Annotated in this window: 25 protein-coding genes; 12 read left to right on the top strand and 13 right to left on the bottom strand. The window is 40.8% G+C overall.

Going from position 1 to position 25,613, the window contains the following annotated elements; translation table 11 throughout:
• Positions 1 to 70: 70 nt before the first annotated feature.
• Positions 71 to 1,222, top strand: coding sequence for a glutamate 5-kinase (gene proB, locus MSVAZ_RS16560; protein WP_048122767.1), 1,152 nt, complete (start codon positions 71 to 73; stop codon positions 1,220 to 1,222).
• 234 nt (positions 1,223 to 1,456) lie between these two features.
• The gene (gene proC, locus MSVAZ_RS16555; protein ID WP_048122765.1) at positions 1,457 to 2,275 is read left to right on the top strand and encodes a pyrroline-5-carboxylate reductase; all 819 of its coding nucleotides are present in this window, start codon (positions 1,457 to 1,459) and stop codon (positions 2,273 to 2,275) included.
• Between the two features lie 319 nt (positions 2,276 to 2,594).
• Here proC and MSVAZ_RS16550 read toward each other — a convergent pair whose 3' ends face one another.
• A complete protein-coding gene (locus tag MSVAZ_RS16550) occupies positions 2,595 to 3,284 on the bottom strand; it encodes a peroxiredoxin (protein WP_084626181.1) in 690 nt (229 codons plus the stop codon).
• A gap of 468 nt (positions 3,285 to 3,752) precedes the next feature.
• Here MSVAZ_RS16550 and MSVAZ_RS16545 point away from each other — a divergent pair, with 468 nt between their 5' ends.
• From MSVAZ_RS16545 to MSVAZ_RS16535, 3 genes are all read left to right on the top strand, one after another.
• Positions 3,753 to 4,736: a YbgA family protein gene (locus MSVAZ_RS16545; protein WP_048122763.1), complete on the top strand. Its 984-nt coding sequence runs from the start codon at positions 3,753 to 3,755 to the stop codon at positions 4,734 to 4,736.
• A 37-nt stretch (positions 4,737 to 4,773) separates the two neighbouring features.
• Positions 4,774 to 5,865, top strand: a complete 1,092-nt coding sequence (locus MSVAZ_RS16540) for a hypothetical protein (protein ID WP_048124252.1) — start codon at positions 4,774 to 4,776, stop codon at positions 5,863 to 5,865.
• A gap of 329 nt (positions 5,866 to 6,194) precedes the next feature.
• Positions 6,195 to 6,380 carry a PspC domain-containing protein gene (locus MSVAZ_RS16535; RefSeq protein WP_048122761.1) on the top strand — a complete coding sequence of 62 codons (186 nt, stop codon included), beginning with the start codon at positions 6,195 to 6,197 and terminating at the stop codon, positions 6,378 to 6,380.
• A gap of 157 nt (positions 6,381 to 6,537) precedes the next feature.
• Here MSVAZ_RS16535 and ftsY read toward each other — a convergent pair whose 3' ends face one another.
• From ftsY to MSVAZ_RS16495, 9 genes are all read right to left on the bottom strand, one after another.
• Positions 6,538 to 7,791, bottom strand: coding sequence for a signal recognition particle-docking protein FtsY (gene ftsY / locus MSVAZ_RS16530; protein WP_048122758.1), 1,254 nt, complete (start codon positions 7,789 to 7,791; stop codon positions 6,538 to 6,540).
• A gap of 109 nt (positions 7,792 to 7,900) precedes the next feature.
• Positions 7,901 to 8,335 carry a prefoldin subunit alpha gene (gene pfdA / locus MSVAZ_RS16525; protein ID WP_048122756.1) on the bottom strand — a complete coding sequence of 145 codons (435 nt, stop codon included), beginning with the start codon at positions 8,333 to 8,335 and terminating at the stop codon, positions 7,901 to 7,903.
• Between the two features lie 5 nt (positions 8,336 to 8,340).
• Positions 8,341 to 8,517, bottom strand: coding sequence for a 50S ribosomal protein L18Ae (gene rpl18a, locus MSVAZ_RS16520; RefSeq protein WP_048122754.1), 177 nt, complete (start codon positions 8,515 to 8,517; stop codon positions 8,341 to 8,343).
• Between the two features lie 49 nt (positions 8,518 to 8,566).
• The gene (locus MSVAZ_RS16515) at positions 8,567 to 9,226 is read right to left on the bottom strand and encodes a translation initiation factor IF-6 (RefSeq protein ID WP_048122752.1); all 660 of its coding nucleotides are present in this window, start codon (positions 9,224 to 9,226) and stop codon (positions 8,567 to 8,569) included.
• Positions 9,227 to 9,258: 32 nt separating this feature from the next.
• Complete coding sequence (locus MSVAZ_RS16510; RefSeq protein WP_048122751.1) at positions 9,259 to 9,528, bottom strand: 50S ribosomal protein L31e; 270 nt, start codon at positions 9,526 to 9,528, stop codon at positions 9,259 to 9,261.
• Positions 9,529 to 9,546: 18 nt separating this feature from the next.
• Complete coding sequence (locus tag MSVAZ_RS19815; RefSeq protein ID WP_011305491.1) at positions 9,547 to 9,702, bottom strand: 50S ribosomal protein L39e; 156 nt, start codon at positions 9,700 to 9,702, stop codon at positions 9,547 to 9,549.
• 283 nt (positions 9,703 to 9,985) lie between these two features.
• Entirely contained in the window at positions 9,986 to 10,603 is a 618-nt protein-coding gene (locus MSVAZ_RS16505) for a DUF7411 family protein (RefSeq protein WP_048122749.1), read from the bottom strand.
• Positions 10,604 to 10,608: 5 nt separating this feature from the next.
• A complete protein-coding gene (locus tag MSVAZ_RS16500) occupies positions 10,609 to 10,977 on the bottom strand; it encodes a DNA-binding protein (RefSeq protein WP_048122747.1) in 369 nt (122 codons plus the stop codon).
• 119 nt (positions 10,978 to 11,096) lie between these two features.
• Entirely contained in the window at positions 11,097 to 11,546 is a 450-nt protein-coding gene (locus MSVAZ_RS16495; protein ID WP_048122745.1) for a 30S ribosomal protein S19e, read from the bottom strand.
• Between the two features lie 1,984 nt (positions 11,547 to 13,530).
• Here MSVAZ_RS16495 and frhA point away from each other — a divergent pair.
• The 6 genes from frhA (at position 13,531) to MSVAZ_RS16460 (ending at position 20,647) form a co-directional block, all read left to right on the top strand.
• The gene (frhA, locus tag MSVAZ_RS16490; RefSeq protein ID WP_048122743.1) at positions 13,531 to 14,901 is read left to right on the top strand and encodes a coenzyme F420 hydrogenase subunit alpha; all 1,371 of its coding nucleotides are present in this window, start codon (positions 13,531 to 13,533) and stop codon (positions 14,899 to 14,901) included.
• Positions 14,902 to 14,906: 5 nt separating this feature from the next.
• Positions 14,907 to 15,386 (top strand): coenzyme F420-reducing hydrogenase, FrhD protein, encoded by a 480-nt coding sequence (frhD, locus tag MSVAZ_RS16485; RefSeq protein ID WP_048122741.1) that lies wholly within the window; start codon positions 14,907 to 14,909, stop codon positions 15,384 to 15,386.
• Positions 15,373 to 16,254, top strand: a complete 882-nt coding sequence (gene frhG / locus MSVAZ_RS16480; protein ID WP_048122739.1) for a coenzyme F420 hydrogenase subunit gamma — start codon at positions 15,373 to 15,375, stop codon at positions 16,252 to 16,254. The genes frhD and frhG overlap by 14 nt, the downstream gene beginning before the upstream one ends.
• A complete protein-coding gene (frhB, locus tag MSVAZ_RS16475) occupies positions 16,247 to 17,122 on the top strand; it encodes a coenzyme F420 hydrogenase subunit beta (RefSeq protein WP_048122737.1) in 876 nt (291 codons plus the stop codon). The genes frhG and frhB overlap by 8 nt, the downstream gene beginning before the upstream one ends.
• A 522-nt stretch (positions 17,123 to 17,644) precedes the next feature.
• Complete coding sequence (locus tag MSVAZ_RS16465; RefSeq protein WP_048122736.1) at positions 17,645 to 20,071, top strand: SUMF1/EgtB/PvdO family nonheme iron enzyme; 2,427 nt, start codon at positions 17,645 to 17,647, stop codon at positions 20,069 to 20,071.
• Between the two features lie 279 nt (positions 20,072 to 20,350).
• The gene (locus MSVAZ_RS16460) at positions 20,351 to 20,647 is read left to right on the top strand and encodes a nucleotidyltransferase family protein (protein ID WP_048122734.1); all 297 of its coding nucleotides are present in this window, start codon (positions 20,351 to 20,353) and stop codon (positions 20,645 to 20,647) included.
• Positions 20,648 to 20,779: 132 nt separating this feature from the next.
• On the opposite strand, the gene MSVAZ_RS16455 is transcribed toward MSVAZ_RS16460, so the two are convergent.
• Together MSVAZ_RS16455 and MSVAZ_RS16450 are read right to left on the bottom strand one after the other, a co-directional pair.
• A complete protein-coding gene (locus tag MSVAZ_RS16455) occupies positions 20,780 to 21,136 on the bottom strand; it encodes a HepT-like ribonuclease domain-containing protein (RefSeq protein WP_048122732.1) in 357 nt (118 codons plus the stop codon).
• Positions 21,133 to 21,441, bottom strand: coding sequence for a nucleotidyltransferase family protein (locus MSVAZ_RS16450; protein WP_048122730.1), 309 nt, complete (start codon positions 21,439 to 21,441; stop codon positions 21,133 to 21,135). The genes MSVAZ_RS16455 and MSVAZ_RS16450 overlap by 4 nt, the downstream gene beginning before the upstream one ends.
• Positions 21,442 to 21,925: 484 nt before the next feature.
• On the opposite strand from MSVAZ_RS16450, the gene MSVAZ_RS21620 reads away from it, so the two are divergent.
• The gene (locus MSVAZ_RS21620; RefSeq protein ID WP_269746785.1) at positions 21,926 to 22,057 is read left to right on the top strand and encodes a hypothetical protein; all 132 of its coding nucleotides are present in this window, start codon (positions 21,926 to 21,928) and stop codon (positions 22,055 to 22,057) included.
• 1,303 nt (positions 22,058 to 23,360) lie between these two features.
• On the opposite strand, the gene MSVAZ_RS21900 is transcribed toward MSVAZ_RS21620, so the two are convergent.
• Positions 23,361 to 24,869, bottom strand: coding sequence for a PKD domain-containing protein (locus MSVAZ_RS21900; RefSeq protein WP_052728017.1), 1,509 nt, complete (start codon positions 24,867 to 24,869; stop codon positions 23,361 to 23,363).
• Between the last annotated feature and the right edge of the window lie 744 nt (positions 24,870 to 25,613).

Raw genomic sequence — 25,613 nt, 5'->3', positions numbered from 1 at the left:
GATGGAAATTCGGATTGCAGCTGTTACTTATTTCAGTTGTATTCCCAAAACATTTTACGAGGCCTTGTGATTGACAGATAGAAATCAATTTCTCGATGATGTTAATAAAATCGTTATCAAGATAGGTACTTCCTCACTTACAAAACAGAACTGTGACAGTACAAAAGAAAATTGCAGTATTGATCCTACCTTTATGGAAAGTATTGCAGCTCAGGTCTCCGAACTTCGAAAGCTCGGAAAAGAGGTAATTGTGGTAAGTTCGGGGGCAATAGGTGTAGGACTCTATGAGCTGGGCATTGCCCCAAAACCTCGTGAAATTCCTATCAGGCAGGCAGCGGCAGCGGTAGGACAGAGCATCCTTATGCAGTACTGGAGCGAAGCTTTTTCGAAACACGGGATAAAAGTTGCTCAGATCCTTCTTACTTATGAATTCTATTCTGACCGGGTATCTTATCTTAACCTCAGAAATAGCATATCTACCCTTCTGGAATATGGGGTAGTTCCCATAATAAATGAAAACGATTGCACCTGTACAAACGAGATTGAAGCAATCTTTGGAGATAATGACAAACTTTCTGCAATGGTTGCAAGCAAAATCGATGCTGATCTCCTGATTATTCTTTCGGATATCAATGGCCTTTTTGACAAAAACCCAAAGATACACGATGATGCCAGACTTCTCTCTCTCGTGGAAAAAATCACACCTGAAATCGAAAGTTATGGGGGTGACCCTACAAGCTTCAAAGGTGTAGGGGGAATGAGGACCAAGATAAAAGCTGCAAAGATCTGTAGCATGGCAGGTTGCTATGTCTTGATTGCAAACAGCAAAATCAAGGATGTTCTTCTAAGGGTTTTGTCTGGAGAAGAGATAGGCACTCTCTTCCTGGCTGAAAGGCATATTCAGAAGAACCGCGCCCGCTGGATCATTCTTGCAAGGGCTTCAGGCACTATTCGTGTAGATGCAGGAGCAAAAGCCGCAGTCCTCGGAAAAAACAGCCTTCTTCCTGCAGGAGTTGTGAAAGTTGAGGGAAATTTTGATAGGGGAGATGTGGTTAGATTAGAGTGTGAAGGCAGGGTCTTTGCAAAAGGAATTACAGACTACACTTCTGAAGAACTTATGAAAATCAAAGGAGCCCACACCGACGAAATTGAAGGTATTCTGGGCTATAGCAATTACAGCAATGTAATAAAAAAAGAAAACATCGGCATAATAGAGAACTGAATGGAATTTCCAGCATACTCGAAGAATTAAACTGGGTTTTTTGGAATTTCTGAATTTGGGATTTCTGAAGAATCCAATTAATTTCTTGTAGTTTGGAAGTTTTATCAATCTACTGATTTCTTATAAATTTATTTGGGCTATAAAGTCCCTTTAAATTACTCAATACTTATTTAAAATACGTTTTGAAGCAATTACCTAAATATTTACACTTATTTTGAAAATAGGAGAAATTATATGGTAGATCAGAACCGAAAGATAGGATTTATCGGAGCAGGAAAAATGGGCTCTGCACTTATGCAGGGAATTATAAAGGCGGAAATTGTAAAGCCTGAAAATCTTGGCGCAGCCGACGTGTACGAGCCTTTCTTGAACGATCTGAAGGCAAAGCTTGGCATTAATATATCTACTGACAACTCTGTTATCGCCAGTGCATCTGATATTCTTATCCTGGCAGTAAAGCCTCAGACCCTGGGTTCGGTACTCGAAAATCTTAAAGCTGACATAACTTCTGATAAACTTATAATCTCAATTGCAGCCGGTGTGCCTCTTTCCACTTACGAAAATGCGCTTCCTGCTGGCACAAGAGTCATACGTGTAATGCCAAACATTGCGGCCACAGTTTCCGAAGCTGCTTCAGGCATTGCTCCAGGTAAAAATGCCACTCCCGAAGACGTGAAAACTGCCCTTGAGATCTTTTCTGCAGTTGGCACTGCAGTCCAGGTGTCTGAGTCCATAATGGATGCAGTTACAGGTCTTTCAGGCAGTGGACCTGCATTTATCTTTCCTATAATTGAGGCAATGGCCGATGGGGCTGTCCTTGAAGGAATGGACAGGAAAAGTGCCCTCACTCTCTCAGCCCAGACCGTACTTGGGGCTGCAAAAATGATGCTTGAAACAGGCCTGCACCCCGGAGAACTCAAGGATATGGTTACTTCTCCTGCCGGAACTACCATTCAGGGTGTCCATGCCCTTGAAGAGGCTGGAGTCAGGGCTGCGTTTATGAATGCAGTTATAAGGGCAACCGAACGCTCAAGAGAACTTGGAAAGAAGTAAATTTCTCTTTTCCATATTATTTCATTTTTTTATTTGGTAGCTGTTCAACCCCTACAAAATAGGTCTATTGATATTAATTCCAATGTGATTGAGCAGTGCAAATAAAAATCAGTAAAATCCGAAAAAACATGATCAACAACCAGTAATTTAAAAAATAAACTTAGAAGAATTTGCTCATGAATTATACAAAAGATGGTCATTGATCATGCTTTGCCTAAGTTGAGTATTTTCCCAATCTGGGTATTTTCCCAATCTGAGTATTTGCTCAATCTGAGTATTTTCCCAGGTTTAGTAGGCACGAAAATTTTTATTTTCTTAATTATTTCTTACTATCTTTTTTAAAGCACAAAAACCAGTCAAGACAGTACATGTTTTCTTCGAGCTTACCAGTTCTTTCTTTTACGGCTTCCATCGAACTGGGGGCTGGAACAATAACATCCTCTCCAGGCTGCCAGTTTGCAGGCGTTGCTACTTTCTCAGTTTCATTTTTCTGCAAGGAGGTTACAAGCCTTTTTATTTCCTGCATATTTCTTCCCGCTGATTGCGGGTAGTAAAGAATTGCTCTTATCTTTGCCTCAGGATCTATGATAAATACGGCTCTCACAGCCTGCGTGGTTGAAGTTTTTGGCTGAATCATTCCATATTTCTTTGCGACTTCCATTGTCAGGTCAGCTATTACCGGAAACTTTACCTCTACATTTTTCATTCCTTTATACTCGATTTTTTCCTCGATCCTCTTAAGCCATGCAATATGAGAGAACACGCTATCTATAGAGAGCCCTATCAGCTCAGTGTTCATCTCTCTAAATTCCTCCTGCATACTGGCAAAAGTCATGAATTCGGTAGTACATACGGGTGTGAAATCTGCAGGATGACTGAAAAGAATAACCCACTTACCCTTGTAATCATCAGGGAAATTTATTTGTCCCTGAGTTGTCACTGCTTTAAATGACGGTGCATCATCTCCGATCAGAGGCATGTGTATCTGTTCATACTCAGCTTCTACCATATTTTTCACCTATTTTAAGCTCATGCTTTTTCTTTCGGGACCGGAAACTGAGTTCAAGTACAGAGGCTTTCCCTCAAAAGAGTTAGAAGTCTTGCTACCCCTTAAAAGAGTTTGGAGTCTTACCCCTTAAAAGCCCTTTTTTCCCTCAATCGTCCCCTAACTATCTATAGTTATTTTTGTTCTTATATATTTGTTCCGAAATACGGACAAAAAATTTACTTTGTTAAAAATACTTTTTTTAAAACCTTATTTTCTTTTGGCTTTTATTTTTTTCCCAAAATAAGTCCTGTGAACCTATTTTTAATTCATTTTTCAGTCAACACTTTTAGTTTTTATGTATTAAGTATTTTAAAGTCTTTTTTGGAAGATCCTTACTTTCTAACGTTTTATTTTTAGGAAATAAGTCTTTTAAGACTTTCTTTTGGAAAATAATTTATGCTGGAAATCCTTTGTTATATGGGGAGTTAAATGAGGGAGTTTTTTCGGCCAAAGGTTGTAGTTAGTAGATGCCTTGGGTTTGACCACTGTCGATACAACGGGAATATTATAAACAGTTCGATAGTGGCAAACCTCATGGAGTATGTTGATTTCCTGCCTGTCTGCCCTGAAGTGGAGATAGGGCTCGGTGTCCCAAGAGACTCGTTAAGAATTATTCTTGATAATGGGGAACAGCGGCTTGTCCAGTCCGCAAGTGGCAGGGATGTAACTGAAGCTATGGAGGCATTTTGCACTGATTTTCTCGGTTCTGCAGGAGAGATTGATGGTTTTATTCTTAAATACAGGTCTCCTTCTTGCGGCATTAAGGACGTAAAAGTTTACCCGACTACATCGCTTAAATCAGCAGTAATTGGGAAAACTTCAGGATATTTCGGGAGGGCAGTCCTGAAAGAGTTTTCCTATCTTCCTGTTGAGGATGAAGGAAGGCTAAGGAACGCTCGCATAAAAGAACATTTCATGACCAGGATTTTTATGCTTGCCGCTTTCCGAAAAGTAAAATCCGAAGGCCGTATGAAAGATCTTGTCGCGTTCCATACCGAAAATAAGTATCTGCTCATGGTATATAGCCAGGAAGAACTTAAGAAACTGGGATCTATTGTTGCAAATAAAGAACAGGAAACCTTTCAAGAACTGGTTTCTGAGTACGAGAAGCATCTTTACAGCTCCCTCTCCAGGCCTCCCAGGTATACTTCAAGTATTAATGTACTCATGCATGCCTTCGGACATTTTTCAGAGCGGCTCTCAAACCAGGAAAAGGCGCTATTTTTTAGCTGGATCCAGAAGTACAGGAACGGAAAAGTCTCTCTTTGCCCCGCAATTAGCATCATCAGGTCGTGGGCCGTGCGCTTTGAAGACCAGTATCTTACGAATCAGACCTTTTTTGAACCCTATCCAGAAGGCCTGATGGAAGTGGATCCGGTAAACTCCCACCTCAGGAACGATCTCTGGAAATGAACTCGTAAACTATGAAATTATGGGCGGGGATAATTTTATGAAAAGCTCAAACGCTTTGTTTTATTTCTTTTTATTCCTTTATCTGGTCGGATTTCTCTTAACCTGGTTCAACTCTGAAACTTCCATAGATTGTTATATAGGCGATTCTGGGGAGAGTCTGATAGGAGAAGATACTGTAAATTCTGAGCCTTACAGCGCCTCGATAACAGAGGAGTCAACTACTCCTGGAACGTTTTCCCGAACTTACTCCTGGGACTATGAAGGCTGCAACTGGCAGCTTACTCTGCCTCTTGACAATGAGTTGTATGAAAAATATAAATCCAGGACTAGAAACCGAGACTATGACCTGTTTGCTTCAGATCCATATGATGACTGGTTAATTAAGGACATTGCAGAGGCTTTACTTTCTCTCTCGAAAGCTCACGGGCTTGAAAAAAGTCAAATTCCAGGGCTTTGTATTTCTTTTGTCCAATCCCTTAACTATACCTCTGACCTTGAAAGCTCAGGTTATGAGCAGTACCCCCGTTTTCCTTACGAAACTCTTTATGAGAACGGCGGGGATTGTGAAGACACTTCAATTCTCTCCGTGGCAATTCTTCAGGAGATGGGTTATGATGCTGTCCTTCTGGAGCTCCCTGAACATATGGCTCTCGGGGTGAAATGTAACAATGGGTACAGGGGCAGGAGCTTCGAGTACGAAGGAAGCAATTACTACTATCTGGAAACAACAGGGAGTGATTGGCAGATAGGTGAAGTCCCGGAAGAATATGCAGACCAGCCTGTATATGTTGTCCCTGTCTATAGAAGACCCATGATTAAGCTTGATTTCAAAGCACAATGTGCATACTCAAAAAAAGAAGGGGTTGTAGATATTAATGTCACAGTAAGAAACGTGGGTTCGGAGAGAGCTGAAAATGCAACCGTTTACGTTGCTCTCCAGGCTGAAGATAAGCTTTCTTTTTGGGATGAAATTGAAAGTTCTTCAATTACAATTGAGCCGGAAGAAGTTTTCAATTACACTGCAAAAGGTCTTACGGTTCCTGCAGGAAATAAATTCAGGGTATATGTGCAGGTATCTGGAGAGGATCTGGTACCTGAAAACATAACCAGTGCCTGGGCTATGATATGAGAATCTGAGGATCTGAATTTCTGGCAGGCCCATATGAAAAGGAATTGTGTGTAAAAAAGCGAAACCTGAAAAATTAACTTTTACTTGTAAACATATGGAAATTTCATATATACTTTCTTAGTCCAAGGAGTTACTTATAAATCGAATATAAGTAATCTATTAATTACAATCTTTTTTTTAAAAAGATTGGTCTAAAACTGTGCTCACAAATCAAATATAACTGCACTTACAAATCGAATATAACTGTACTTACAAATCGAATATAATTGCACTTATAACTCGAATAGTGTAGTAGCATGTTAAGCATTTTGAAGTTAGGGGGCGATTAAATGAATAAATTGTATCGGTCAAAGAAATACAGGATTCTTGCAGGGGTATGTGGTGGGCTAGGTGAATACTTTAAAGTTGATCCTACGCTTATACGGCTTTTATGGTTGCTCATTTCTATAGTGGGCGCGGGAAGCGGTATAGTTGCTTATATAATAGCATGGATTATAATTCCTGAAGAGCCCTGAACTTCCAGGCAAAATCCAAAACTTACTATGGAAGCTCAAAATCATTGAACAAAATTAAAATGTTCTTCCACATAATTCCAGAAGAGTTTGTGAAAAGAATGCTCCCGAAATACTTCGGGAACACGATTTTTCTGTTAGCTTAAAGCTTAAGCTCGGTTTACTGGTTAAAAAGCTGGTCTATAAACCATTCGGGGTCGAACTTTTGTAAATCTTCATAGCCCTGCCCTATCCCGAAAAATAGAATGGGCTTGCCTGTAATATAGGCAATGGATATTGCAGCTCCTCCTTTTGCATCCGCGTCGATTTTTGTCAGGATGGACCCATCGATTGGCACGGCATCGTTAAATTGTGCAGCCCTTTCAACGGCATCGTTTCCTGCGACGGCTTCATCTACAAAAATTATAAGGTCAGGAGTGCTTACCCTGCAGATCTTTTCCATCTGTGACATCAGGTTAAGGTTGGTATGCATTCGGCCTGCGGTATCGGAAAGCACAAAATCAATTTTATGGCCTCTTGCGTACTGCACGGCATCGTAAATAACTGCAGCAGGATCGGCACCAGGTTGATGCTTTATCATCTTTACTCCAAGCCGGTCTGCATGGATTCCAAGCTGGTCGATAGCACCTGCCCTGAAAGTATCTCCTGCAGCAAGGACTACCGAATAATCCGATTTGAGCAGCCTGTGCGTCATCTTTGCAATGGATGTCGTTTTTCCTGTCCCGTTAATTCCTACAAAGACAATATGGACAGGCCTTTCCTTGTCTCTTACGTACTCATCAAAATCAAAAGTATTCGCAGACACTACCTCAATGATGGCTTTTTTCAGGGCTTCCTCTACAATTTCTCCGGTATTGCTGCCAATGCGTTTTGTTGTGCCTGTGAGTTGCTTTTTCACTGATTCCACAATTGCCTCGGAAACCGAGAGGGCAAGGTCACTTTCAAGAAGCCCCATTTCAAGTTCCCACAGGGGCTCTTCCAGGTCTTTACTATCCAGATAGACTTCTCTATTAAGGACCAGGGCTTTTGCTTTCTTTGTAAAGCCTATATTTGAGAATTTTTTGAAAAAGCCCTTTTTTTCTTCAGGTACGTTTTCAGGTAAGTTTTCTTCTTCAGTTTTGCTCTCGATCGCCTTTTTTCGGTTTTCCAGTTTTTTCCTGTACTCAGCCTTTTTTCTGTCTTCTATCCTGACAGGTGTAGTGGCAACTGTTACAGGTTCGGCTTCGTAACTTTCTTCTTCGATCAGCGTTTCAAGAGCTTCTTCCTCTGGAATGGGCTCAATGTCCTCTTCAAAGCCTTCTTCGGCCTCAGGTACAGGCTCAACCACAGGTTCGATATCTACTGCTTTATCGTCAATAGTTCTGCTGAGTGCCTTTTTAAAATTTCCTAGTTTCTCTTTGAATTTGTTGAACACAGGATCCCATCCCAGGAAAACTAATAAAAAATAGTAGTTAAGTCAAAATAAAAAGTTCTTTATCAAATGCAGGATTTGAGTTAAATCCTTTTGTTTCTAAGCCAGGTTTTTAGGCCTGGCCGGATTCTTGAAGCTTTGCAGCTTCAGACTCCAGGGCCTGCATACCCTGTATATATTTAGTCAGTGAAGCACTCATCTGTTCGAGAATTTTCGTAAGCTGCTCTTTGCGGCGGTTCAGGGTCTCAATGGCCTCATCAGCGTTTTCTTCCGCACTAAAGCCGGCTCCAAGGTCCACAATAACCTTCTCTGCATTTTTTATTTCGGCGTGAACAAACGAGCCAAATCCAATCGGTACCATCGTTTCGGCAGTCCTGCCCTCAGCTGAAGCGGTTTTAAGCTCGTTGATGGTTATGACTGCCTGGTCGCAGCTTGTGATAGAAGTCTGGACCATGTTCATCTGCTGCCTTAAACCTTCGGCCTGCCTCTGGAACTCCTGATGCCTGGCTGCCAGATTCCTGAAATCTTCTTCACTGACATCTACCATATCCTTCACTCCTCAGCAATGCTTTCGATCTGGATCTGGCTTCTTTTAATACCATGCTTGCTTCCGAAGACAGAATAGACCTTATCAACCGCGTTCTTTTCATTCTGACTTTCGACTTGCTTTGTGAATTTTTCCCAGGAATTTCCTGCTTTAAATTTGCCTTTAACAATAAAACTCTTCATCTTGGTCACCACTCTCGCTGTAACTTTTTACGAAACAGGTGGATTAATATCACTCTAAGAACCCGAGGGCTTCCTCGATTCTCCCAAGTTCGGGGCCTGTAGTGTCTGAACCTGCCAGATAATTCTTTGAGTTCGCAAGCAGGCCTGAACCGAGCATCTGAGTCCCAAAGTTCGTAGTCCCTATATTTACCGGAAGCTCGAAGAGCTTTTCCAGAGTTTCTATTTCCGAAGATGTCACTTTCGGGTGCACCAGAAGCCCTTTGTTGGTGACAACCCCAGCCATCCCTACATTCTTTATTCCGGCAATTGTTCCCCTGTAAACTTCTACTTTGAGGGTACTGGCAATTGTCTCAATAGCCCTGTCTGGCAGTTCTGGGTGGACAAGGGCTGCGGAATCGTTTGCAAGCACGATGTTTCCAACTGCATTCAGCTTGCCCGGGAGGATCTCAGCCTCAACTCCGGTCAGTTCTTTCATCTCCCTGGCATCGGTTCCATATGAAAAAAGGAAACCGTTTGAGTTTCCTCTGGAAAGGGCTCCGATAACAACACTTCCGTTTACAAGAGTCTCAACGACCCTTGCATCCAGGGAATCCTCAAGTATGGCACAGGTTTCGGGCTTTGTTCCTGTAGGAACAAGAACGACATCTTCTGTGCAGGTTGCAAAGACACCGATCATTGGGGTGTCGTAAATATCCACTGTTCGAATCATATTCTTTGAAGCTTCGCGTCTTCTGATATATTTTACTGGGCGAGTTCTGCCTGTACCTCGCCATCTGCGAATTTTACAGCTCTGACCCGGATGGAGAGAGGAGGCTTTTCACAGCCTTTTTCCCAGAGGCGCTCATTAATTGATTTGTCCAGTTTGACCTTAACAGAATCAACTTTCATGTGCCTTACAAGAAAACCTCTTACTTCAGTAACTGATCTGTTTGCTCTTTTCCATGCAGGGACTTTCCTTACTGCCCTGAGAGGGATAGTATATATTTGTTCTTTTACCATGTCGTCAGCCATTTTTTCCACCTTCCTCGCTTACTTTACATCCAGGCTTCTTCTTCTCCAGTGCCTGCGTCTGGGATGGCTCACGACCTTCCTGTTAGTTTTCACAATAACCCACACTGGAACGCGTGTGTTCTGTTTGTGCGCCTTTGCAAGACGTATCTTCTGTCCTTTCATGTTATGACTCAAGTGGATCACACCTGTTGACCTATAAATAACTTAATTTCGTTAATTTCCGGTTATATCCAATGATTATCTGATTGTGATTTTAACCCTTGCATAATCGAGGTTTTTTTTCTGCCAGTTAGGAGGCAGTTTTTAAAACCATATCCGGCAAATTCTATGAAAATCATATCCGGTAAATTCTATGAGGGTCCTGGTTAATCTGCAGCAGTATAAGGGTTGAATATAACTCGATTATTGTATAAATCTTTATTCCAGAATTTTTCCCCTTCCGGAAGACTTCCTGATTTTAAGGCATGCTCTCTTCAGGGCAGTTTTTCCTGGAAAGCACATGGGACTGAATATGGGAAGGAAATAGTTCCTTTATTTTCTCCTCACCGTCTCTTTGCCTGATTAACTCCCTGAGCTCGGTTTCGTAATCAGCTTTCTGAGTATTCTCACTCGGCCCTTCTTCAATTCTCAGATAACGCTCTACAAGAATACTCACGGTTTTTTTGCCATACCCCTTTAAAGGGCAGATATACTGAACCCCCAATCGATCTTCGATACTTCGTACCTGTGATATTGAGAGTACAGGAACTCTATCATCCCTTCTGGTTCCATCAGCAATGAGTTTAACTTCCGGGTCCGAAGCAAGAGTTTCTACGGCTTTTTCGTGGATATAATTTATAGCACTTTTCGGGAAACCGTTCTTTATTATTTCTTCGTAAGCCTTTTCAAGGATTTCCCATTCCAGGGAAAGAACCCTGTGTGGGAACCCTAACCTTTTTGCGGTTTTTGCTGCCAGCTCACCATTTGGGAGCAAGCCGAAGCTGCAGGTTACGAGTTCTATTTCAAAAAACGGTTCCATCAAAAGGGCAGAGAGCGAACTATCCTTGCCTCCGCTAAACAGGACCGAAATTCTCATTGTTTTTAAACTCTGGTTATAGATGTCTTACGCTTTTTTGGCTGCATCTTCATAAGGAGTTTTTTAAGCTGTTCATCACTGATTTGAGACGGGAGCCTTCCACTCTGAGCAAGCGAGATCAGCTGCATTTCGAGCTGTTCCCCAAGAGCCGGTCTTGACATCTTTAAGGTTGTAAGGCGCTCTCTAGCTTCAGGGGTCAGGATCTGCCTCAGAATGGCCTGCTTCTGAGCTTCCATCTCAGCTTTTGCCTGTTCCTGCTGGTAAGCCGCCTGGATGTCCGGCTGCTGGTTCTGCGCCTGCTGTCTCTGAATTTCTGCAAGCCGTCTCTTTCGGATTTCGTCAAGTTCGTCATCCATTGTAGACATGGCAATCATCTAAAAAACCGGTTTTCCGGAGCAATCTGGATTAAGATTAATAATATCTGGGTTAAGATTAATAATATTTGAAAGGGAATCCTATGAATTTTTCAGGTCCCCTTCGGATGGAATTTTTCTCAGTATTTTGCAAGTCCAGGGATCTTCTCAATAAGTTCCTGCCTGAGCTCATTGGCTGCATTATCAAGCATAGAACGTCCCTTTGCAGATACCGTTCTTCCGTCCTTTACTTTTTGCAGGTAACCTGCAGCTTCAAGCTGCTGTACTGCCTTTCTGGCAATCGAACCACTGCCTTTTGCTTTGTGGTACGGCTGTGATCCGTTGTCCTTCTTTCCACCGTATATTGATCTGAGCCTTTCAATTCCTACAGGCCCGTCAGTATAGATTTTCCTCAGGATTGCTGCGGTTCTGATATACCACCAGTCATCGTTGTTCGGAGGGAGGTCTTTGTGAACCCCGGTCTTTACGTTCTTTGCCCACTCAGGGGGAACGACTTTTTCATTTTCTTTAAGTATGCCTGCAACCTTCTCGATGAGTTCCATTGCAGGGACATCAAACACTGTTGTCATGCATGCCACCTTTTCTAAATTAGGTTGTCTTTGCAGATCCTGAGAGATAGTGCCGATTCTTCTCCCCTGGCTGCCAGAAATCTATTTTTTCCCGAAACGAGGTAACTCATTCTCTTTCGAGAGGTCCTATCCGATCTTTATAGCTGGATTTATGGACTCTTATGGTTTGGGCTTTCATGCCCGATAAGCCGGTAATTGTGATTTTTAGTTTTAACTGGAAGGAGGTTGATATATTTATCAATTACTGTGTTCAGGTATTCATATACAATCGATCTGGTGATGTGTAGTATGAATAATTTCAAACTAAAAAACGATCTAATTGTATTGAGTTAACTTTTGTCAATTGACGCAAGTACGAACATCCAGCGTAATTACTTTCAAGCTATAAAAGCATTTTGTGAATTCATAGATAAATGCTTGATGAACTTATTCTGGAAGCTAAACAGGAGAGCTAAACCTTGTTTATTGATGAGATCGAGAGATACTCATGCGTCTTCGGTTAAGCGAGGAATCGTGACAAATTGCCTCCATTTCCACAACACCAGTCAAATATTTTACTAAACTGTGAGAAGAAACAGGGTATAAATTTCATTTAAATATTTCATTTAAATAGTCCAAAATTTGGCTCTTCGTCATCCTGTGGATAAGGCGATTTTCAATTCGAGGTCGCATTGGTTTTTATGTTACGAGTATATCCACACAAAACAACGAAGAGCCAAAAATTTAAGGCCGGTTTTTAATGCAAAATCGATAGCCTGCAGGCAAGAAAATTCCTTAACCAATGACCAATGAATTCTGATCTTATGTGTTTTTATATTGCTCGCATTGAGAATCTTTGAAATTGTTTCCTGATTTCTCGAAGATAAATCAGGTTTTCCTTCTTTGATACAATTCTCTTAATATATTTCGCAAGAAGTCTCTAAGTTCAGATTTCATGAAGATAACCAGGATTTTTTGGCTTCATGCATGCAAGTAATTATAAAAGCCCGTGATTTGGTGCTAATGTCTTGAGGTCTCTCTTATTATCTACTTTCAACTCTCTGGACATTTCAGTATCATTTTTCCCCTGATAGCTTAAAAGTATGATTTTAGATCTTTCGACAATGCTTGCTGCTTAATTTATAGCTCGGATGAGCTTGATAAGATAGCCTGAATCTTTTTGAGTGATTGATAATTTGGGGTGACGGCTTATACAAAATATAAGGCTATGTCTGCAACAGTCTGATAATTATTAACATGTTCGCGTCTGAATCTAAGTACTGGATTTTGGAACTGAGTCTTTTTTTCTCCAGGCACCTCTAATATGGAAATGAACTTTTGGAGACGGAAATACTTCTACAACCAGGAATCCAACGCAAACATTCCAAATCCGGAATTTATACTACCAGGTCAAATATCTTAAATAATGTCGGCAGTGGGGCTGCACTAAAACAAACTACATAAAGCTGACGATTGATACAAGAACAGATATATACTCTGAAAGAAAATAAACATTTAAATTGAAAAAATGGTACAAAGATCAAGGCTAAAAGGTGGTGGAGATTTCTCACGTATATAAAGACACAAATCCTAAAATTTATACCGCTTTTTATTTCTAGCGCTTTAATGACCTTATAATTGGTCAAAGTATACTCTTTAATAAGCAATCTTTGTACCATTTATGAATTTAATATTCTCCTAATTTCAATATTTTCGTTGTCATAAAAAGTACTATCTTCAATATAAAATCCGAGTTATAATCTGAAAAAAATATACATATTATTTTATTATCCTTCTTTATATTGATAGAAGGATTTATGTAATATCGCGTTTTCAACCATTTATCGTTATAAATCAAATATTTAATACACTGAGGTACTACGCGCTGGAGAAATTAAGAGGTTAACGTACTTCATGTACGAGTAACTATCTTAGAATAATCGCACAGAGAGTGCCTAACCACGGTACAGCCTAAATAACACCGAATCGAAAAAGAGGCATACCATTGACGAAAGTTGTAGAAATCTCTCCAACCACAAGACTTGAAGGCCACTCCAAGCTTACCCTGAAGGTAGATGATCAGGGTATTGTTGAGCGAGGAGACTGGCTTTCTATCACCCCGGTAAGGGGTATTGAGAAGCTAGCCATAGGTAAGACAATGGAACAGGTCCCGAAGATTGCTTCTCGGGTCTGCGGTATCTGTCCCATTGCTCATACCCTGGCAAGTACCGAGGCCATGGAGGCTTCGATTGGCTGCGAGATCCCCACGGACGCAAAACTCCTGCGGACCATTCTTCATGCCGCGAACCGTATCCATAGCATCGCCCTGCACAACATCCTGATCCTCCCGGACTTTTACATACCGGGGACGGAAAAGAAGTTTAACCTGTTCGCCAACGAACAGCCTGACAGGAGTGTTATGGCAAGGATCGTCCGCATCCGTGAGATCGGACAGACTATTGGAGCCATCGCAGGCGGCGAGGCGATCCACCCATCCAACCCGAGGATCGGTGGGATGTACCATAATGTGAGTCCCAGGGCAAAGCAGAAAATGGCTGACCTGGCAAAAGAAGGCCTTGTCCTTGCTCACGAGCAGATGGAATTCATGCTTGATGTCATCAGGAACATGCAGAACCGGGAGTTTGTCGAAGTCGCAGGCAAGCAGATCCCACTTCCCAAGACACTCGGGTACCACAACCAGGGGGTTATGGCCACATCCTCCATGTACGGGTCATCCAGTCTGGACGAGAATCCCACATGGGATTTCACTCGCTGGAAAGAAACCCGGCCATGGGACTGGTACATGGGTGAGGTAACAATCGATCTTGAGGACCCGAGCTACCCGGTCGGAGGCACCACGAAAGTCGGCACCAAAGCCAACCCCCAGATGGAGGCCTGCACAGGTGTCCCAACCTACGACGGGCAGCCTGTTGAAGTCGGTCCGAGGGCAAGGCTTTCCACATTCAAGAACTTCGATGAGAAAGGCACCTTCGCCCAGCATATTGCCAGGCAGATGGAATACCCAGACTGCTGCTACACCATCCTCAAATGTCTTGACAACCTGAACACCTCGGGTAAGGTCCTTGCCGATCATATTCCTCAGGGAGACGGGTCCATGGGCTGGGCCGCGAACGAGGCTCCGCGTGGAACCAATATCCATCTCGCACGGGTGAAGGACGGGAAAGTGTTATGGTACGATATGCTTGTGCCCACAACCTGGAACTTCCCTACCTGTAGCCGTGCTCTGACTGGAGCTCCCTGGCAGATTGCCGAGATGGTCGTCCGGGCCTATGACCCGTGCGTTTCGTGCGCAACCCACATGATTGTGGTGAACGAGGAGGAAAAGATAGTCGCCCAGAAGCTCATGCAGTGGTGAAGTGAATGGAAACGCTGTACTCCGAGATCGTGGTGGCAGGCTGTGGGAACCCGCTCTTTGCGGACGATGGGTTCGGACCTGCAGTTGTGGAGAAACTCAAGGACCTCAAACTTCCAGAGAATATCACGGTTGTTGACGCAGGGCTAGGGGGTCCACATTTTGTTTTTACTCTTCTCAACCCTGAGTCCACAAAGACTCTTATCATTGTGGACATTGCGGACTTTGGAGGGGAACCCGGTGAGCTCAGGTGGCTCTCTGTTGACGAGCTTCCTGTGGGGAGCTACCGGGACGCCCACTCATGGGACCTGACCGAGCCGCTCCAGTACATTAAGGATGATATTCGGGTCCGTGTCCTTGCATGCCAGAAGAAATACGTTTCTGCCCCTGAAATGGTCATCGGGATTACAGACGAGGTAAAAAGATCCATTCCAGACGCTGTATCCGAGATACTGAAGGAAATCGGAATGAACTATGGGACTGCTTAACTCCGTCACGAAAGCCATGGGCGGCGAAGCAAAGCCTGCTCAGGTTGCGATGGAGAAGAAGGCGGAAGCTACAAAGGAGAAAAAACCAGTGACAAATAAGATCAAGATCGGTCATGTACACATGAGCGGCTGTACCGGCTGCCTGGTGTCCCTGGCCGACAACAACTTGGGACTCATCAAGATCCTGGACGACTATGCCGACCTCGTATACTGCCTCACTCTTGCTGACGTTCGGCATATACCAGAGATGGACGTGGCGCTCGTTGAGGGATCGGTCTGCCTCCAGGACCATGAATCCGTGGAGGACATAAAGGAGACTCGGGAGAAGTCCAAGATCGTGGTAGCCCTCGGTTCCTGCGCATGCTACGGGAATATCACCCGGTTCAGCCGCGGCGGGCAGCACAACCAGCCACAGCACGAGTCTTTCCTCCCAATAGGAGACCTTATTGATGTGGATGTCTACATCCCTGGATGTCCCCCGAGCCCGGAGCTTATAAGGAACGTCGCTGTCATGGCGTACCTGCTCCTTGAAGGAAACGAGGAACAGAAGGCTCTTGCAGGCAAGTACTTGAAGCCCCTTATGGACCTTGCGAAGCGCGGCACTTCCGGATGTTTCTGCGACCTTATGTACGACGTGATCAACCAGGGCCTCTGCATGGGCTGTGGCACTTGCGCTGCATCCTGTCCAGTGCATGCGATTACTCTTGAGTTCGGGAAACCTCAGGGCGAACGTGACCTCTGTATCAAGTGCGGTTCCTGCTATGGCGCCTGCCCGAGGTCGTTCTTCAACTTGGACGTGATTCCTGAATTTGAGAACATCAGCGAGATAATTGCTAAAGCGCTTAAGGATGGTGAGAGTGATGATTGAAGATCCATATCTCGGCAAATACGTGACATGCGTTTCGGCACGGAGCACGGACAAAGAGATCCTCAAGAAAGCTCAGGACGGCGGAATCGCCACCTCTCTCATGGTCTATGCCCTCGAAGAAGGGTTCATCGACGGAACTATTGTTGCAGGCGAGGGTGACAAACCCTGGCAGCCAAAGCCGGAAGTTGCGATGACCCGCGAGGACATCCTCAAGGCACGAGGAACTAGATACAGCATCAGCCCCCAGATCTCCTGGCTCAAGGAAGCAACCAGGTCTTTTGGCCTCGATAAGGTCGGGGTCACCGGCGTTTGCTGCCAGATGCAGGCAGTGAGGAAGGCTCAGCTTTATCCTATCAATATGCGGGATGTCCCAGGCAAGGTTGCCTTTACAGTGGGGCTTTTCTGCATGGAGAACTTCCCGTACAAGTCATTGCAGAGCATTGTCGAGGACCACGCAGCTCAGAGCCTCGGCTCCGTGAAGAAGATGGAGATCACGAAGGGCAAGTTCTGGGTCTATACCGAGCGTGGGAACGTTGCCACTGTTCCACTCAAGGCAACCCACAAGTACGAGCAGCCAGGCTGCCACGTTTGTCTTGACTATGTTTCTAACCTCGCCGATATTTCAACCGGCTCGGTCGGAAGCCCAGACGGCTGGTCTACGGTTTTCATCCGCACCAAGGTAGGAAACGAGATCTGGTCCAAAGCGGTTGCTGCGGGTCTGTTCGAGACGAAACCCATTGAGGAAGTCAAACCCGGTCTCGATCTACTCAGGAAGCTCGCGAAGGAGAAGATCGACAAGAACCAGAAGACAGTTGAGGAGCGCAAGACTTTCGGCGTCAACAAGGGGCTACGTAACCCTTACGCCTAAAACTCCTTTTTTTTGTCAGCGAAGCTATTGCGTTAGCTACGCTGAATATGGGGATGGGATTGGTTCTCATCCCCAAATTATGATTTCAATGAAAGTGTGACGAAATTTTTTTCAAAATTTAATTGATTTTGTGGTCTTTTTTACTATCAAAATTTGGAGTAACACTGGCTTTGTAGCTCCATTTTTCAAGGTTTTCAAACCAATTATTACGTGCTGGTGGTTTCTTACACTTTAGGAATGCCTTGAAGATATATGGAAATGTAACCGGTAACTTATCAATTGTTCTCTTTACAAGTTTTTGTTTTACTTTCCTCTGTGTCTCTTTAGAAAGGATAATCTGATTTCTTTCTACCCTAAATCTATGCATTTTTCCAATTAAGCAGAAATATACCTAATTCCTTAAATGCGAAATATTTTCAAGATATATTATGGTTGAGAAGAACACAAACTGCTTAAAAATAAAAATTAATATAGTTTTTGAATGTTAAATTCCTATATCAAATAAGTGAAGGGAAAAATTCTTTGCCAAATCTGAAAAATGATAATGCAACAGCAAAAGATTCACTTGGATTCAAACCTTACGTTGAGGCTATTGTAGAATTTCTTACCGACAAAGACACATTACCTCCTATTACTCTTTCCATAGAAGGACAGTGGGGATGCGGTAAATCTTCTTTCATGAAACAATTAAAAGAACTAGTAAATAAAAAAAATGAAGCTAACAAAAAAAATGACGCAAAAGAAGAAATGGAATATTTTACAGTATGGTTCAATGCCTGGAAGTACGACAAAGAAGAGGAACTATGGGCATCTTTTGCACTTAATTTTATGGATGAATTGTCGACACAACTTTCTTGGATGCGCCGACAAAAATCAAGAGTTAAATTATTATTTCTTAGATATAAACTTAAATTCAAAAACAATTTCCTCGTTCTGGTTCATGTTTTGTGGACTATTTTTTCGTTTATACTTATATTTTTATTCTTATTTTTAGTTGTGACCTATATTTTAAATTACATGGGAATAACGTTACCGTTTCTTATAGATGATACAATTTTCAAGAAATTTTCAAGTTTTATTCTGATTTCAGCTCCACTCATCGGTCTTATAAAATATTTTTCTACTGAGCAATGGTTCATAGGTGTGCTTAGAGATCCTTTTGGTTTTAAAAAAATAGAATCAAACACGAATTATAAGGATCGCATTTCTTTTAGAGAGAAATTTTATTCCGATTTCAATGAAATAGTTAAGTCCTATGTCGGAGATTCAAAAGTCTATGTTTTTATTGATGACCTTGATCGTTGTGAAGTTCCAAAAGCAGCAGAACTCATGCAATCCATTAACCTTATGATTTCAGACGATTCCAAAATTTATTTTGTGTTAGGTATCGATCGGAAAGTTATCTCAGCAGGAATTGCTGCTAAAAATGAGAAAGTAATTGACTACCTGAAGATCGAAGGGCTTGAGTATGGCTATGATTTTATTGAAAAATTCATTCAACTTCCTTTTAAAGTGCCCAAACCAAAAAGCGATGATTTTTTAAAATTTTTAATGTCAACAGATGAAACTGAAACTTCTTTAAGTCCATTTAAACCTATGAACAAATCAAGTGCATCAAAAGACTTTCATCCTGATGAATCTCTCAAAGAAAATAGTTTATCTGTGCAAAATCAATCCGAAGAGCAAGAAACTGAAGTTACTAAATCAAATAAAATAGAGGATGATCCAGATGAGCAGGAAATTCAGTACAGTAGAGATTGTGTGGAAAATTTTAAGACCTCAAAACTTATTTTAGAAATGGTTGCTCCGGCTTTGGATTATAACCCTCGCAGGATAAAGCAGTTTATTAATCAATTTCGTTTCCAGCTAACTATAGGAAAAAGAACTGGTCTTTTTTCCCAGATGGAAGAAAACGTTCCTAAAAATATCTGGAATTGCAAAAAACTTGCAAAATTCATTGCAATAAGCATAAAATGGAACTCAATTATTTACGCTTTAAATTCAAACAGAAAAATTTTGACTCAGCTGCAGGAATTTGCTTTAATGCAGACAAGTATAGATAAAGATCTTGAAAAGTGGGAAATGGATGATAGACTAATTAACTTATTGAGGTATGGTTGCTTAGAAGGAGAGAATATTTCAAAAAATATAGTTGAATACACTCTTGAAGACCTTGATTTTAGTGAACTTTTGCAGATTTCACCTGTCTTTACGAACATTGATAATAGTATATCTAATCCTTCACCTTCTAACATAATAAGTGAAATGGAATTCATTTTAATTCCTGAAGGTGAATTCATGATGGGATCCTCTGAGGATATAAGGGGCACAGATAAAACAGGAACTCCTCTTCATAAAGTAACGATCAAAAATCCTTTTTTCTTAGGTAAATATCCTGTTACTAATAAGCAATGGTCTGATGTTATGGGCAGGAGTCTTTTTCATTCTTATTTATTCAAATTCGAAAATCTTCCAGTTAATCATGTTTCATGGAATATTGTTCAGATATTTATCAAAGAACTCAATGAAATGGATAAAACTCACAAGTATCGTTTGCCTTCTGAGGCTGAATGGGAATATGCTTGTCGTGCAGGAACAACTACAAAATTTTTCTTTGGTGATGATGAATCCAAACTTGGAGACTATGCATGGTATAGCGAAAATTCGCATGACGACAATCATCTAGTCGGTCAGAAAAAACCGAATCCATGGGGCTTGTATGATATGTATGGTAATGTAGAAGAATTCGTTCAGGATATTTGGCACGGTAACTATAAAGGCGCTCCTTCTGACGGCAGTGCCTGGTTAGATGATAAAAGCTCTTTACATGTTCTCCGGGGCGGTGGATACTATGTCGCAGCTGAAAGTTGCTCGTCGTCAACTCGAACCGCTTGCTCAAAAAATTTTGCGCATGAAGATATTGGTTTTCGTCTTGTGCGAGAATTATAATTTTAGGTTTCGTTGCAAAAATACCCATTTTTTGCCTCTCATTTTTAGGTCAAAACTGGGTCAAAAATGGGTAAAATGCACAGGTTTTACACACAAACATAGGATCTTCGTCATTCCTTATGGATAAGACGGTTTTCAATTCAAGGCAGCATTGGTTTTTATGAGAATATTATGAGAATATCCACACAAAACAACGAAGAGCCAAAATATTCTAAGACAAAACAAGTGGCTCTCTTTCATCAGGAATGTTTAAATTGTAACAAACGAAATTATGCTGATATGGAGAGTGCTTCCCAAAATAAAGAGTTATTCGAAAAAATATCTTCGTTCCTCAAGAAAGAAGGAGCAACAAAGGTAGCTATTTTTGGCTCTTATGCAAGAGGAGAAGAAAGACCAGAAAGTGATATCGACGTTCTTGTAGAGTTTTCCGAAACTAAAGGTCTGCTCACTATGGTAAGAATTGAGAGAGAGCTATCGGAGTTTCTTGGAGTAAAAGTCGATTTACTAACCGAAGGGTCGATAAGCCCATACCTTATTGAAGGAATTAAAAAAGAAGCAAAAGTGATCTCTGCATGAGGAAAAATGACTCGATTTACCTTAGCTACATCCTCGATTTTTATTTCTGAAGTAAGATGAATAAAATATAAACAGCTTTTACAAACGTAAATTCTAAAAAAGAGTCCTATTGTATCCCATTAAGAAATTAACTTAATCCTTTTCCGTTTCGTCTAGAATTTTTGTTATTAAAGGCTTCAAAGAAGGAGCGTCTTCAATTGCCGTATCCCAAACAACCTCAAGATCAACACCAAAATAACCATGTACTACTTTGTCTCGAAATCCGGCCATATATCTCCAAGGAACTTGAGGATACTTAATTTTTAGTGAATCTGGCAAATTTTTTGTTGCTTCCCCAATGATCTCAAGAGCTCGTACCACTGCATATATTGTTTTTTTATCCTTAGAAAACTCTTCAAAATCAAATCCTTCAATAAAATTTTCTATATTTTCAATTGACTCAAGTATGTCCACTAAAAAATCTATAGGATCTCTTTTCTCTGCTTTCATAGAGTTTTTACCTCATTTAGGATTCGCTTTCCTATGTTAGGTTTAAGTGCACTTTTCATTACTAAATCAACTTTTATCCCTAAGAGATCACTGAGATAGTTTTCTAGTTCAATGTATTTTAAAAGTCCTGGTTTCTTATCAAATTGTACTAGTACATCAAGGTCGCTATCTTTGGTCTGCTCTCCACGAATATAAGATCCAAAGATCCCAAGATAACTCACACTATACTTTTCTTTTAATTCAGGCAGATGTTGCCTTAATACCTTGATAAAGTACTCTGAATCTCTTAGCTCTTGAGAAAGCATTGTCTATTGAGTCCTCCAAATATTTTACACACAAATAATGGCAAAGCAGTGAATTTGCAATTAAAGAGGATATGCATAGTATATATTTGTCATTTTCTCTAATCGATAGTATACCTACCTTCTTTAAAAGAATTTTATTAATATTGTAATAAAAATGTTACTAAGAACTATCGATCAAGATCAGGGAAAGAACATGGTAGTTTTTAGGAAAATCACTTCATTTTCTTGCCTGATCTCTGTTAGTTCTTGATTTAGTTTTCTACAAGATTGTTCTGCGTACAGAAGTAGTAGTTTATCAAGCTTATCTGGCCTGCCTTAGTGAATTTTCCCTCTACCAGGACCTGTGCCACACAGACTAGATGCTCGCCTGCCTTCTTTTGTGATTGGGAAAAACGAAAGAATTATCCTAGTATATCGATTCTCAAATATATACATAACAAGAAAATAAACACAGTTTATGGCGCAAATATTATTTTAAAGTCACATGGAATTTTGTAACACGGAAAACGCAGTCGGTCACATAGTGGTTCGATCTGGGTATTACAACCACGGAAAACACGGAAAGCACGGAAGAAACACGCCTTTACTACTGATTTCCGTGTCTTCCGTGCTTTAAATACAGAGATTATACTAATGTCAAAGCCGGTGAATAATTCTCCATTTTAGCCGGATTAAAATTCCCCAATTTCCAATCCTCAAGAAAGCTTGAGGATTATAAATAATGCTGAAAATGGAGAGTAGCACCGGTTCAAGAAAAATACAGTCGTTTTCCCGGAAAACCACTGAAGTTTAGCATATTTCGTCGCCTTTTGTTGTATCATTCACTGGACTTTCGAATGGTTTTGAATCTGCGAAGTCATTTTGGGATAAAACAAAGGGATTTAAACAGCGAAATAATTTTGGGAGAAAACAATGTCAAATTAAAAGCATAAATGTAATAAAGAAAATGAAAAAATTGAAAGAATTAAAGATGGACATAACTAACTATAAAAACTAAAAGCGGTGTTTATTTCTTCCTTATACTTTATTATACTTTATTAGTTTCATAAATTTGTTAACTTTATTATAGTTTGAGTATCTCCAGGCAAAAAGCTTACAGCTGAAGAACAAAGTTGCTACACAGATAGACATAAACAACAATGCACATACTGAGGTTTGTATTTCAATTGGTGACGTCTTAGTTGCTCCTATTTGCCTTCATATGATATTAAAAACACGTTTATGTAACATCCTTTTTAACATTTTCGGTACGTTTCGATCTTTAAGAATTTTGGACCTATTTTAGTACCTACGCCGCCGTTTTAGGCAGTTCGGGAAAAAATGATTTCAATTCCAATGATAATGGCTCCCCATCTTGAATATTCTCATTTTTCCGGATTATTTCGGCTCTTAGTCATTTTCTATGGATAAGATGATTTTCAATTCAAGACCGTATTGTTTTTAATGAGTACATTACGAGAATATCCACACAAAACAACGAAGAGCCATTATTTTTTTCTCTCTGGAAGGGTTGCAGTTTCTGCAGATAATCATTTGCTAGGGGATTTCAACCTCGATTTTCTCCTTTTTTGTTAGCGGGCTATGATGAGTGTAATGCCCTTATCTGTAGTAAACCGCAGCGCTGGCTAATTGGGCGCGAGTTCAAAAAATCCCTATTCCTTCTACTCAAGTTTCTCCATGAACTACTCTTCTCCGAATCCTTCACATGTCAAGGCCGGTGAATGATTTCTCATTTTCCATGAATAGGAATTTCTGTATTTTTGTCATTAAATTATACCGTTAATAGCGATTTTCCAGAGGTTAGAGTTGCAGAGAATTCAGCAACTGGTTTTGTTACAACTATTACATACTTTTTATACACTTTTTATATAATTCTTATATAATTTTTATATACTTTTTATGTAATTTTTATGTAATTCTTATGTAATTTTTATGTATCCTGTTTTTGTTACCGTGCTACGTCCTGCAGCATTCTTTACTGTTAAGCTAACAGTATAGACCCCTGCCTTTGAATACTTATGAGTAGGATTCTGTATGTATGACTTTGATCCATCTCCAAAGTTCCATATCCATCCAGCAGGTATTCCTGTGCTTTTGTCAGTAAATTTAACGTTTAATGGCGCTTTTCCGGAGGTAGGAGATCCAGAGAATGCAGCAACTGGTTTTGATATCGCTTTTATATATCCTGTTTTTGTTACCGTGCTACGTCCTGCAGCATTCTTTACTATTAAGCTAACATTATAGGCTCCTGCCTTCGAATACTTATGAGTCGGATTCTGTAGGTATGACTTTGATCCATCTCCAAAGTTCCAGTACCAGTAAGTAGGTGTTCCTGTGCTTTTGTCAGTAAATTTAACGTTTAATGGTGCTTTTCCGGATGTAGGAGATGCAGAAAAGTTTGCCTTAGGGGCTGTCTCCGGTGGAAAGACCTTTTCCATTCCAGGCTTCATATTGCCATCTTTGTCCCATACTCCCCAATGAGCACCCTGGGGGCCTTCATGAACGCTTTTCCATGTTTCGTCAAATGCTTCAAAGTAAAAATACTGAATGTTATTCTTATGTGCCCATGAGACAGAATCATTTAAGTACCTGGCAGAATTTTCAGGTGATGGCACAGCATCTCCAATCGTGTTTCCTGCGCTGGGCCATCCGGTTTCTGAGACTATTACTGGTTTATTCTTTGCATTCTTAACTAAATTCTTATAGCGACTATCCTGAACTTCCATTGCTTTATCAATGCTGATACCTTCCCAGTAGGGGTAACTATTATACATGATAACATCGCACTCATCCATTACTTTAGGGTGATTCAGAAGTTCGCTATATGTATCAGCTGTTGTAACATTGATACCGGCGGGCACTGACTGTTTAACACGCTGGATATATTTAATAAGCTGATCTTCTGAAAGATCATTTCTTAGCAGCGTTTCACTGCCCACTATGGCTAGATCAACATTACCGGCCTTAGCTTCATCGATAAGTTTACTTATCTGTCTCTCATTGGCCTCAGTATCTCCACTAAGCCATGCACCAATTGCAGTCTTGAGCCCCATCTCATGAGCCACTGGGCCAGAATACTCCAGACCGTTTTCCGTCCCATAAGTTCGTATCCACTTAGTATATGGTGCTATTATTTTCATACGATTCGTGATTTGATTTTTATCTATCTGAGACCCATAATCTGGACTTTGTCCATCCATATAGGGGCTAAAATTTATTCCATATACCTTATTGATATTCTGTGCTGATCCCAAAAATTGAGTTGAAGATTCAGACTGAGTGTCGTTGCTTTGTTCCTCTGTAAAAGTAAATTGTTCTTCTTCTAATTTCTCGGCAGCTGCCGATACCGTAGAAGAAAAGAGAATTAATGCTAAAATTAGAATTGCTGAGGCTAAGGCTACTGAGTTCAGTTTTTTGTTAGCTTTCATTTATCCTGTATCTCCATCTTTCATTTATTTTTCATATAAATTATGTTAATAATCTGAACTCTTTGTCAATTTTTAAAATTTTCTCTTTCGAGTATCACTTCGTAATAATTTTTTAATTAGAACGGCTTGATCTAAGAAAGAGTCTGAATGAAGCAAATCAGCGTAGAAACACAGGTATTTCAGCACAAAAACGTCAAGCTAAGGCAGTGGAAATATCATATTAGCTAAAATGAGTTAAGAAATAGTGTATCTATTCCAAAGTATGTCAGAAATGAATTTTTTGGAAAATCGTGAAAAATATGTATTTGAGAATCGATGCACTAGTGCTGCGATGCCGAGATAGGTTCATAAAATTTGACTTTTGCATAGAGATGAAGATTAGAGATGAAGATCATGGATTTTCCAGGAAATAAGGATAGGACTTCCGCATTTGAGAAACAGAATCAATTACGTCAAAGACTGTGGATTAAAGTCCCGTTTTAAACAGTTAACGGTCTGTTGCGGTTGATTTTTCAGTTCAACTGCGTAAGTCCTAAAGGCTTCGATTTTGAAATCGAAGCCTTAGGATATTCCATACGAGTATATCCTCTCTCAAGATTCGATAAATAAGCCCCCACTCCTCTTTACCTTCAGGCATTTTTATCTACTTTTAGATTTCAAGCTCATTTTTAGATACTTGACATCCATACATGACTTTTGTGCTACTGCCTTTTGCATCTTTACCTGAGACTGAAGAGCCCCAGG

Source organism: Methanosarcina vacuolata Z-761 (genome assembly GCF_000969905.1).
Lineage (GTDB): Archaea > Halobacteriota > Methanosarcinia > Methanosarcinales > Methanosarcinaceae > Methanosarcina > Methanosarcina vacuolata.
This window is presented reverse-complemented; position numbering and strand designations above follow the sequence as displayed.

Excerpts from the sequence above, each read along its gene's own strand:
- proC (WP_048122765.1), top strand. The coding sequence starts at position 1,457 with ATGGTAGATCAGAACCGAAAGATAGGATTTATCGGAGCAGGAAAAATG.
- MSVAZ_RS16550 (WP_084626181.1), bottom strand. The coding sequence starts at position 3,284 with ATGGTAGAAGCTGAGTATGAACAGATACACATGCCTCTGATCGGAGAT.
- MSVAZ_RS16545 (WP_048122763.1), top strand. The coding sequence starts at position 3,753 with ATGAGGGAGTTTTTTCGGCCAAAGGTTGTAGTTAGTAGATGCCTTGGG.
- MSVAZ_RS16540 (WP_048124252.1), top strand. The coding sequence starts at position 4,774 with ATGAAAAGCTCAAACGCTTTGTTTTATTTCTTTTTATTCCTTTATCTG.
- MSVAZ_RS16535 (WP_048122761.1), top strand. The coding sequence starts at position 6,195 with ATGAATAAATTGTATCGGTCAAAGAAATACAGGATTCTTGCAGGGGTA.
- pfdA (WP_048122756.1), bottom strand. The coding sequence starts at position 8,335 with ATGGTAGATGTCAGTGAAGAAGATTTCAGGAATCTGGCAGCCAGGCAT.
- rpl18a (WP_048122754.1), bottom strand. The coding sequence starts at position 8,517 with ATGAAGAGTTTTATTGTTAAAGGCAAATTTAAAGCAGGAAATTCCTGG.
- MSVAZ_RS16515 (WP_048122752.1), bottom strand. The coding sequence starts at position 9,226 with ATGATTCGAACAGTGGATATTTACGACACCCCAATGATCGGTGTCTTT.
- MSVAZ_RS16510 (WP_048122751.1), bottom strand. The coding sequence starts at position 9,528 with ATGGCTGACGACATGGTAAAAGAACAAATATATACTATCCCTCTCAGG.
- MSVAZ_RS16505 (WP_048122749.1), bottom strand. The coding sequence starts at position 10,603 with ATGAGAATTTCGGTCCTGTTTAGCGGAGGCAAGGATAGTTCGCTCTCT.
- MSVAZ_RS16500 (WP_048122747.1), bottom strand. The coding sequence starts at position 10,977 with ATGATTGCCATGTCTACAATGGATGACGAACTTGACGAAATCCGAAAG.
- MSVAZ_RS16495 (WP_048122745.1), bottom strand. The coding sequence starts at position 11,546 with ATGACAACAGTGTTTGATGTCCCTGCAATGGAACTCATCGAGAAGGTT.
- frhD (WP_048122741.1), top strand. The coding sequence starts at position 14,907 with ATGGAAACGCTGTACTCCGAGATCGTGGTGGCAGGCTGTGGGAACCCG.
- frhG (WP_048122739.1), top strand. The coding sequence starts at position 15,373 with ATGGGACTGCTTAACTCCGTCACGAAAGCCATGGGCGGCGAAGCAAAG.
- frhB (WP_048122737.1), top strand. The coding sequence starts at position 16,247 with ATGATTGAAGATCCATATCTCGGCAAATACGTGACATGCGTTTCGGCA.
- MSVAZ_RS16460 (WP_048122734.1), top strand. The coding sequence starts at position 20,351 with ATGGAGAGTGCTTCCCAAAATAAAGAGTTATTCGAAAAAATATCTTCG.
- MSVAZ_RS16455 (WP_048122732.1), bottom strand. The coding sequence starts at position 21,136 with ATGAAAGCAGAGAAAAGAGATCCTATAGATTTTTTAGTGGACATACTT.
- MSVAZ_RS16450 (WP_048122730.1), bottom strand. The coding sequence starts at position 21,441 with ATGCTTTCTCAAGAGCTAAGAGATTCAGAGTACTTTATCAAGGTATTA.
- MSVAZ_RS21620 (WP_269746785.1), top strand. The coding sequence starts at position 21,926 with ATGGAATTTTGTAACACGGAAAACGCAGTCGGTCACATAGTGGTTCGA.
- MSVAZ_RS21900 (WP_052728017.1), bottom strand. The coding sequence starts at position 24,869 with ATGAAAGCTAACAAAAAACTGAACTCAGTAGCCTTAGCCTCAGCAATT.